Source organism: Paenibacillus sp. N3.4 (assembly GCF_008017805.1).
Classification (GTDB): Bacteria; Bacillota; Bacilli; order Paenibacillales; family NBRC-103111; genus Paenibacillus_E.
Genome location: NZ_VRTT01000139.1, coordinates 1 through 8,908 on the forward strand (window position 1 = coordinate 1; position 8,908 = coordinate 8,908).

An 8,908-nucleotide genomic window follows, 5' to 3' on the forward strand; every position below is an offset into this window, starting at 1 on the left:
CGTTAGGCGAATGAGGGCCGCCTCGTTCATTATGACTAACGGGCAGGATACTTCCAATATGTGTTAAAATCATGTTATCTGTACTGTAAAGGGTAGGAAGAAGGATAAAGAGGTAGGTGACTGCAGTGTTACTTCTGAACGGTATCTCTGGATTTCTTGTCGATGATTTGCCAGAGGTCGATTCTTTACAATTCAAAAGACTTTGTTACTCGTTGGCAAACTATTCTAACGGGAAGTTCCTGTCCTTTGAAGAACCACATGTATCACAAAATTTCTATAAAGCAGAGCTTGGTTTACATAACGAAAGCATTTTCATTTTGTTAAACAGTTCATATCCCTTCATAGGGTTCGCTTCTTCAGTACAGAACTATGAGATTGAATTTATCGATCACTCACTTTCTAATATTGTCTGTGTTTTTAATGACGTATTTAGGGTACTGTCTGCAATCGCACTAAATCAACAATTAGCACTCGATGAAAGAACACTTACCGTGTTAAACGAAAATAGCCTAAACGAAGCAGAATTAAGGCAGATTTTTCATTGGAAACCTAAAACCGTCGGAGATGTCATCTTTAATTTTTGGGACTAAAGAAAATTAAAACATTCCGCTAACGCAGAACGTTAGCTGAGTAAGAACACAACGGCAGCCGAACAGAATGATCGGCTGCTTTTCCTTTAAGGGAAGGGCGTATTATCGAAAATTCCAATGAAATGAAAATGAATTTATTTTTAGAGGAGTGACGGAGGTAGTTTTGTCCATCGTGCCGTGCGCTCGCAACCTTCCGCCAGACCGACCGTCTAAACAAGTGAATGGAAATTAATTGGAAGAGGTGTCGGTTATGTCCTTTTACACGAGAGTCTTGAACCTTCTCATAAAGTACAAATTTATGATGGGGGGCTTGCTAGCAGTAATCATCCTGCTGTCCACAGTCGTATACAGCAGGACACTTCAGAATTCGGCGGGAACTGGAGGTACCCCGGTTTCCGCCACGCCTGCTCCGAGCGTCACACCGGTTATGCCGAGTGAAGAACCAACACCGGCTGAACCGATAGTTTCGATAGCGCCGACTACGCTTCCCGAACCATTGTTCAGCTTCGCGTCATGTCCGCCGGATATGAAATGGTATCCTGATACGGAAGAGGCTTCTGGATTTACGCCTGCCGAGCAACCATCTCGCTTGCCGATTAAGGGGATCCGGCAAGTTTCTGCAGGCCATTTGTTCGATGGTGCCGGTTACGGGATGGAATTCGGCTCCTCTTACGCCTTAGCCGGGGACGGAACTGTTTATCGGTGGGGGATATCAGGTTGGGGAGAAGGTCAGAGGCCCGAAGCCTTTCCGAAGAAGGTCGAAGGGTTGCCAGAGAGCGATCCTGTTATTCAGCTGGAGGGGCGATTCGCATTGGTAAAATCCGGCGGAGTCATCGACATGAACGCTGAACGAGGCCCTGAGAAAATAGCATGGTTATCCGGCGTAAAGTCGATCGCTCAGGCGGACGATGGATCGGTTTTTACCGTTGGTTCCGATGGAATCATCAAGCTGTATTCCACATACGGTCAGGACGGCAAGCCATCAGTCAAACGGGTTGAGGCATCATTCCGTGCGGTATCCGTCATGGCTAGCCCTTATATCATGCTGGCGGTCGACAACAAGGGGATACTATGGGTGGGACAGTCGACCGTTTCATCGGTTCCGAATGCTGATCCTGCTCCGCTTGAGCTTCCTGACGGCGGAAAGGTGGCACGAACTGAAACTACGATGTCGTATGAGGAAGCGGCTTATATTTTATCGGATAAAGGCACTTGGTACACGATGAACGGTAGCGGAGTGCTCAAGTCGACCGTACTGCCGCGAGGTACCACTCAAGTAAAGTCAACGGTACATTTGACGGCAGCCCTGGATAAGGATGGCTACGTTTGGGTATGGGGGAAAGAACTGGGCGCCTATGATCAATCTGCGGAGAAGTTTACTATAACCGAAACCCCGCAGCGGCACCCCGCATTGAACAATGTAGAGACATTGGCAGCAGGCTCCGATCATCTGCTCGCCTTAACGGCGGATGGCCGCGTTTTGACGATCGGCTCCAATATGTACGGCCAGCTTGGTCGGCAGCCGATCTTTGCAGAAGACCTGCTTGCGATCGGTACATGGAAGGGAGTGGACGCCCTATTTCCTACGTTTGGTCGAGCATATGCTGTGAGAGCAGGCGATGTGTGGACGCTCAAGGACGGCGCCGTGGCAAAGCCCGTATTGCTAGGCGAGAAAGCGAAGAAGGTAATCATGGCGTTAGGGCATTTTGCCGTGCTATTCGAGGATGGCAGACTCCTGGCCGCGAATCCCGACGAGACGGAGCCATGCAAGTTGCTACAAACGCCGGTGCCAGTTATGGACGTATCCATCGCCTTGAATGGTATCTTGACGGCCTTGTCGGACGGGCGCGTATTCCATGTGGAAGGCAGCATATCGGGGTTGGGCAACAGCGCCGAGCTCCAATTCGATCCGAAGCCGAAAGGGAAAGTCATCGAAGTAACCGGCGAGCCGATTCCGTTCGTTCGTACCGACCAAGGGGAGCTTTATTTCAAGGAACGAACAAAGGACGGCGTGCCTCTAATGAGGCTCGTATCTATCGATACGCCGGTTAAGCAGTGGTCAGCGATGCATTACGTATTTTTCGATGGGATCGGTTACATCGGCAAAGCATTGGACGTGAATGGCCAGGTGTATGAGGTTGAACTGAAGCTACATCGTGATGGAAATAACGACAATGAAACTACTGCCGTCCAAGTGAAGAAGACGGGACGATCGGCCATCCGCCTAACCGGAGGCGCAGAGATCGGCCAAGATGGCCGGATTTGGGATCCGAACGGCAGCTTTAAAGTAGAAGCGAGCCTTCCGACAGGGGTTCGGCTGAAGTCTTCCGCATCGATGTATCATTACCCAATTGAAGGACGTACCTTTTTTCAACATCTGTTCGTCGCGGAGGGCGGTACGGTCTATTGGCTCGGAGCGCTGCCATATGGTAGTCCGTTATTTACGCCAGGAGAGGTTGTACTGCCCTAGGAGAAGGCAACCGACATCCGGCGGCTGGCTATTCCCCGCTAACGGGCAGAGTAACGCAACTTTCCATTCCCTTGAATCGCATGTATGTTGGCGGTATTTAATTTATACATGTTTGCAACGAATAGTACATTGGCTTCGTCAATTGGATAGAAGAATTTACATTTGAAGAGGAGAGGACGAATTGAAGAAACATTTTATTGCAGGTGTGTTGTGTGGTGCCTTCTTAATGGCAACAACTTCTGTATTTGCTTCGAGTGTAATTGAAGCAACAATCTTTCCAAGTCAAGTTACTTTTTTTCTAGCTAACGGACTTTCCAAAGAAGTACAACTACAGGAAGGTGAAGAGGTGCTTAACTATAATAACAAGGCATATGTGCCTCTTCGTTTATTCGCTGAGAGCAGTGGTGCTCTTGTAAAATACACACAAGCCTCTCCTGAGACGGATAACAAACATAAAATAGATGTTCACTATGTTGCTGAAAAGGCTCTTTCAGAGCAAACTTCAAATGCAGCTGGCAATAAGCCACTTGAGGACTCAAGGGAACTGCAATTACAAGATATGCTTGTCATAAGTCTACTTCCGCATATACAAGAAAAGCTTGCTGAGGTATACGCAGATGTAATTACAGTACCACCAGTTATTCATCCAGGTTATGTAAATGTGAAGAGTCTTGAAAGGGTAGCTGCTTTCCGTGGTTTTGATTTTTTAATCACAATTGATGCTCAACCCATAGTCGGTCCTCATATACCTGTCGGCGAAGATGAACTTACATATCGGATCTCTCCGGCTGGAGTTGAGCTTAAAAATTTTGAACATCTTAGAGGACCCGTTAAGGATGACTTCCTCCCCAATTACCAAAATCTTTTGAAGTAACGGGGCACGTTAGTTCAATAAATTGGCTTTTACCACTTTTGAGCAACATGCTAAAATACATTAGTACCAGTTAACCTCTGGGTCTAATGTGGTGCTTAGAAAGACTTCTATAAAGTATTTGTGGTAACTGGTACAGTATTTAGAAGGAATTAGCCCCTAATAGGCGTATATATAATTGTGCAGTGACCTCTCAGGGAACAACCGTCCAGAATAGGTTTGGAGCAGGCAGGACATCCTCCTTGACTTCTTTAACAGAAATGAGGCGCTCCATGTTTTTGGCGCTGCACATTTGATGATTATTCAACCTGTCGAAATGACAGGTTTTTTTTGCGTAGAAAAACAAAGAACTTAATAGAGAAAGCAGGAAATTATTTCCTTCCTCCTGATACATAAGTAGAGTCTTCAGAAGCTAAGTAAACGTAAGCGGGGGCAATTTCAAAAGGCTGGCCGGCACGTTTCATCAGGTTCTTTGCTCCCCAATTCGCAACTTGATCTGAAGGGAAAGAAGCTGGGATGAGCGGAGTCCATATCATGCCGGGTACGATACCGTTGACACGTATACCCTTGACACGTATACCCTTGCTATGCAAGGACTTGGATAGTGAACGGGTAAAAGATACAATTGCACCTTTAGTTGCGGAATAATCAATCAGTTGTTCATTTCCTTCATATGCCGTAAGGATCCCACTTGATGATGGAGCTACCGGGTTTCATATGCGGAAAAGCTAATTTAGTTAAATAAAAGATGGAGAAAAAAAGAAAAATGAGCGGTTAGGGAAATGTTACGATAGCTTTTGGGATAGACATGGTGTCCCTGTAGAAAGTCCAATAATAGCCAATTTATTTACTGAGCTATTAGAGCGCATATTTTAAAATAACGGTGAAAGATGGTACTGGTTAAACGAGGATCTTGAATCATTAGGTGAAGCTTACGATGATGTTTGTTGATAATGAATCATTACGCTAACTGGAATCGATAGTGGGGGAGCTTGCTTCAGGCAGCTCTTCTATTGTTTTATTGAAGTAACGGACAGCATAGAATAATACAAAGTACCTAGGAACTAAAGGATTATAAACACACATGATGTATATAAAAGTAATATTTGGAGGAATCGGATTTTATGTTAATAGGTCGTTTTCCTGAGCGTATTGTAGTTATTGGGGCAGGGATGGCGGGTTTGGTATGCACTTTGGAGCTTATGAAACAAGGATATAACGTGCGTTTATTAGAGGCAAATAGTCAACCGGGTGGTCGCATATACACGATGCGGGATCAATTTGCCGACGGATTGTTTTGCGAAATCGGGGCGGCCTTCATTGGAGCGCATCATTTTCTCACATTAAGTTATGCCCAGCAAGCCGGGGTTCAATTGATAAATTTACCAGTCCCCAATAGAAGTTTGTCATATATCGACGGGAGATTAATAATAGATTCTCCGGCTGAACCTGCACAATGGCCTGTTTCACTTACAGCCGAGGAAAGAATTTTAGGATATGCGGGAATGCTGGAAAAGTATCTCAAGCCGGGGCTTAACGCGACGGGTAATCCTTTTTTGCCGGGCTGGCCCACAAAACAAGCGGTACAGCTCGATTCAATGACAATGGAAGAATATCTTAAAAGCCAAGGAGCATCTTCGGGTGCGATTAAGCTGTTTGAAATCGGATATATGCAGATGTTAGGTGATGGTATTCGCAAAGTATCTGCATTACAGCGACTGCTTGACTTAAAAATGGCCAGTTCCGAAAGAAATACACAGACTATAGTAGGTGGAATGGATCAATTGCCGAAAAAGCTTGCCCTTACAATTGGCTCTAATATCAGTTATGGATGTGCTGTGACGCATATTGAACATAGTAATAAAGGGGTAGCTATCCAATTTACTAATTCTGGCGAAGTGTTCACGATCTGCTGTGATCGGGTCATTGTGGCCATTCCCTCTACAGTCCTGCGTACAATTCATTTTTCCCCGCCACTTAGCAAAGAAAAAAATGATGTCATTCAAAACCAACTTTCCACTTCCGTTACGCGTACCGTCATACAAAGCCGAACTAGATTCTGGAACAACTTGAGTTCCTTTACTACAGTAAATACGGATCTGAAAATTGGATGGTTGCTTGATGCTACATTCACTCAAACGACATCAAGGAGGGGGTTAATTTGTTCGTACTCCTCCGGTGAATCGGCGCGAGAAATATCTAGAGCTGGTAGCTTTAATTCAGCTGTATCAGAAATCAAACAGGTGCTTCCTGAATTGTCGTATCATTATGAAGGTGGGACGGTCTTTTCTTGGGATCATAATCCTTACTCCCGAGGTGCATATGCTTGGTATAAGCCGAAACAGATGATTCGAATGCTCCCAACACTGTCTGCCGAACAAGGTAGAATATACTTTGCTGGCGATAATACAAGTCTTTTTCCCGGTTGGATTGAAGGTGCGATCTCTTCTGCGTTACGAGCTGTAAATCAAATTATTGCCAGTGATAGCATATAGTACGGTAATGTATGTATTAACAACTAGTACGAGACAATAACTTGTTCCATGAGGTTACACTATTTTTGCAGTCTTTGTATTTTTGAAGTTGCAAAAGCAGGACCAATGAAACTAAACAGTAAACTAAGTTAAATCAACAAAAACGAAAAGCAAAAAGGAGCTCAGCCCAATTGAACTTGGCTAGGCTCCTTTTTGTAGAGTCACTTATTAAATGGTGAATTAAGCAAGCATAAATCATGAATAAAAAGGTTACGCGAGTTAAGAAAAGAAGAAAGAGGGGAGTATCCTGAAATCTGCCCATTTGCTTATACCCTATGTATTTTGTAAACACTCACTTATAGGTGAAAAGTATTTTTTCAGTGACGATTTAATAGTAAATCCTTCAAAAACACTACGCGGCTTTGAGTTGCTGTCAGGATTATTTGAACCTGATTTGGTAAAGTTGATTAAATTATTAATAGGAAACAATAATCAACAAAAAAAGTTGCATATGGGTTTATTTAAATGGATTACAATGAAATTTATCGCAGTTAATTATTTGGGTTGTGGTGCAAAGTTCTAATTCATGATAATGTAACTGATAATGAAGTCATGGGATTGGAGCAACTTAGTGTGGAAACCAAATTGGATTTATTTAAATGGAAGCAGTATGAATCGTCAATCATCTTACTAACAGTTCGATGGTATTTAAAATATAGTTTAAGTTATCGAGACATCGTAGAAATAATGAGCGAGCGGGGATTAGATATTTCCCATACGACAATCATAAGATGGGTCCATGAGTTTGGGCCCGAAATAGACAAACGAATCCGCCCCTATTTAAGACCCACAAATGATTCGTACAGAACGGACGAAACTTACATCAAAGTCAAAGGTCAATGGAAGTATTTATATAGAGCGGTTGATTCTATGGGGAAAACGATTGATTTTATGTTATCTGAAAATCGAGATATGCCAGCAGCTAAGCGTTTCTTTACAAAAGCATTCACCTCACCACATAATCAATTACCACGTGTGATCACTTTGGATAAAAACCCTGCCTATCCACCAGCTATACAAGAATTAATAAATGAAAAAGCTATGCCAAAAGAAACTTTGGTTAGACAGACAAAGTATTTAAACAACATTGTGGAACAAGATCATCGATTCACAAAGAAAATTACGAAACCAATGCTTGGTTTCAAAACGTTTCAAACTGCAGAACAGACGTTGAAGGGAATCGAGGCCATGCATATGATTAGGAAAGGACAGGCGGAAAATAATTCGTCTGTCCTATCTGCTGTTGAGTGGCTCAATATAATATTTGGTATAGTGGCATAGTTAATCACAATTTCTGGGTATTTGCTATCCATTTTAGATTCTTGCACCACAACCGATTGATGAGAATGGCTACAAACATACTAAAGGTTGGGTAGTGGAGTTGATGGACGAAAGATTTAATCCGACTTCACCTGAAAGTGAGCTAGAGATTTATACGCCAATCGAAGAGAAATAGTCGATGATAGAGAAGTTACCCTGCAAACCACCGTTTGTGGGTCTTTCTACGTTCTGGCATGAATCTCAATATCTTTATTTATCCCGCAGAACTATAGCTTAATAAACAACTAAGACGCGGCTGCCGGCATGGATCGGCAACCGCGTTATGCTAACGGGCAGATAAGAGTTTGATAAATTGGTTGAATTTAAATGGATTTTCATTGGATTATAATGAAAAATAAAATCAATTAATGAAACTTAGTTCCATACAATGAAACGAATTGGAGTGGTTATATTATGTCTTTTAATTTTTTTGGAATTGATCACGTTCAATTAGCTGCTCCTGAGGGCTGTGAACCAACAGCAAAATTGTTCTTTGTTGACTTACTTGGTTGGAGGGAAATCCCTAAGCCTGAAAACTTGAGAAAGCGTGGTGGCGTTTGGTTTCAATGTGGCATTCATCAGGTACACATTGGTGTTCAAAAGGACTTCGTTCCTGCTACAAAAGCCCATCCCGCATTTCATGTAAAAAATATCGATTCATTGCGGGCATACTTGCTTCAAGAAAATGCTCAAGTAATAGACGATGATGCAAGAACAGATGAAGGCGTAAAACGTTTCTATTTAAATGATCCATTCGGTAATCGTCTGGAGTTTCTTGAATTCAACTAACAAAGACGTTGCTCAAATAGGGATCGTCAGCTGCCGCGCAGTTTGACGATCTCTATTTTGCTGAAGTAACGGGCAGGATAGTTACAAAAAAAGGAAAATCGGATTTGGTAACGAATACCTGAATCTGCGAATGTAATTTAGGGGGACAAATTCATGGAAGAATATATTTATCAAAAACTAAAGAATAGAATTCTCGGTTGGGATTCAGATCTGGTTGAAGAAATATATGTTTTATCACGCCTGTTGATTAACCAGTTTTTAGGTTGTTTAGAGACGACAAATAGACATGTTTATCCAACACTCTAGCAGTAGCGATACACCATTCAACTTCCAA

General features: G+C 43.0%; 7 protein-coding genes and 1 pseudogene. 7 read left to right on the plus strand and 1 reads right to left on the minus strand.

The features are described from left to right. Positions 1–116 precede the first annotated feature (116 nt). The 3 genes from FU659_RS33775 to FU659_RS33785 all read left to right on the plus strand — a co-directional run bounded on the left by FU659_RS33775 (position 117) and on the right by FU659_RS33785 (position 3,934). On the plus strand, positions 117–590 hold the full coding sequence (locus FU659_RS33775) for a hypothetical protein (RefSeq protein ID WP_147951546.1): 474 nt from the start codon (positions 117–119) through the stop codon (positions 588–590). Between the two features lie 250 nt (positions 591–840). Further along, positions 841–3,060, plus strand: coding sequence for an RCC1 domain-containing protein (locus FU659_RS33780; RefSeq protein ID WP_147951547.1), 2,220 nt, complete (start codon positions 841–843; stop codon positions 3,058–3,060). A gap of 181 nt (positions 3,061–3,241) precedes the next feature. Then, positions 3,242–3,934: a DUF3888 domain-containing protein gene (locus FU659_RS33785; protein ID WP_147951548.1), complete on the plus strand. Its 693-nt coding sequence runs from the start codon at positions 3,242–3,244 to the stop codon at positions 3,932–3,934. Positions 3,935–4,302: 368 nt separating this feature from the next. Here FU659_RS33785 and FU659_RS33790 read toward each other — a convergent pair. Continuing rightward, positions 4,303–4,687: pseudogene (locus FU659_RS33790) on the minus strand (SDR family oxidoreductase); the annotation flags it as partial. Positions 4,688–5,055: 368 nt separating this feature from the next. Here FU659_RS33790 and FU659_RS33795 point away from each other — a divergent pair. The 4 genes from FU659_RS33795 (at position 5,056) to FU659_RS36130 (ending at position 8,880) form a co-directional block, all read left to right on the plus strand. Next, the gene (locus FU659_RS33795; protein ID WP_147951549.1) at positions 5,056–6,426 is read left to right on the plus strand and encodes a flavin monoamine oxidase family protein; all 1,371 of its coding nucleotides are present in this window, start codon (positions 5,056–5,058) and stop codon (positions 6,424–6,426) included. Positions 6,427–7,038: 612 nt separating this feature from the next. Further along, complete coding sequence (locus tag FU659_RS33800; protein ID WP_397357133.1) at positions 7,039–7,746, plus strand: IS6 family transposase; 708 nt, start codon at positions 7,039–7,041, stop codon at positions 7,744–7,746. 453 nt (positions 7,747–8,199) lie between these two features. Then, complete coding sequence (locus FU659_RS33805) at positions 8,200–8,574, plus strand: VOC family protein (protein WP_147951551.1); 375 nt, start codon at positions 8,200–8,202, stop codon at positions 8,572–8,574. 153 nt (positions 8,575–8,727) lie between these two features. Then, positions 8,728–8,880, plus strand: coding sequence for a hypothetical protein (locus FU659_RS36130; protein ID WP_187274587.1), 153 nt, complete (start codon positions 8,728–8,730; stop codon positions 8,878–8,880). The last annotated feature ends 28 nt before the right edge of the window (positions 8,881–8,908 follow it).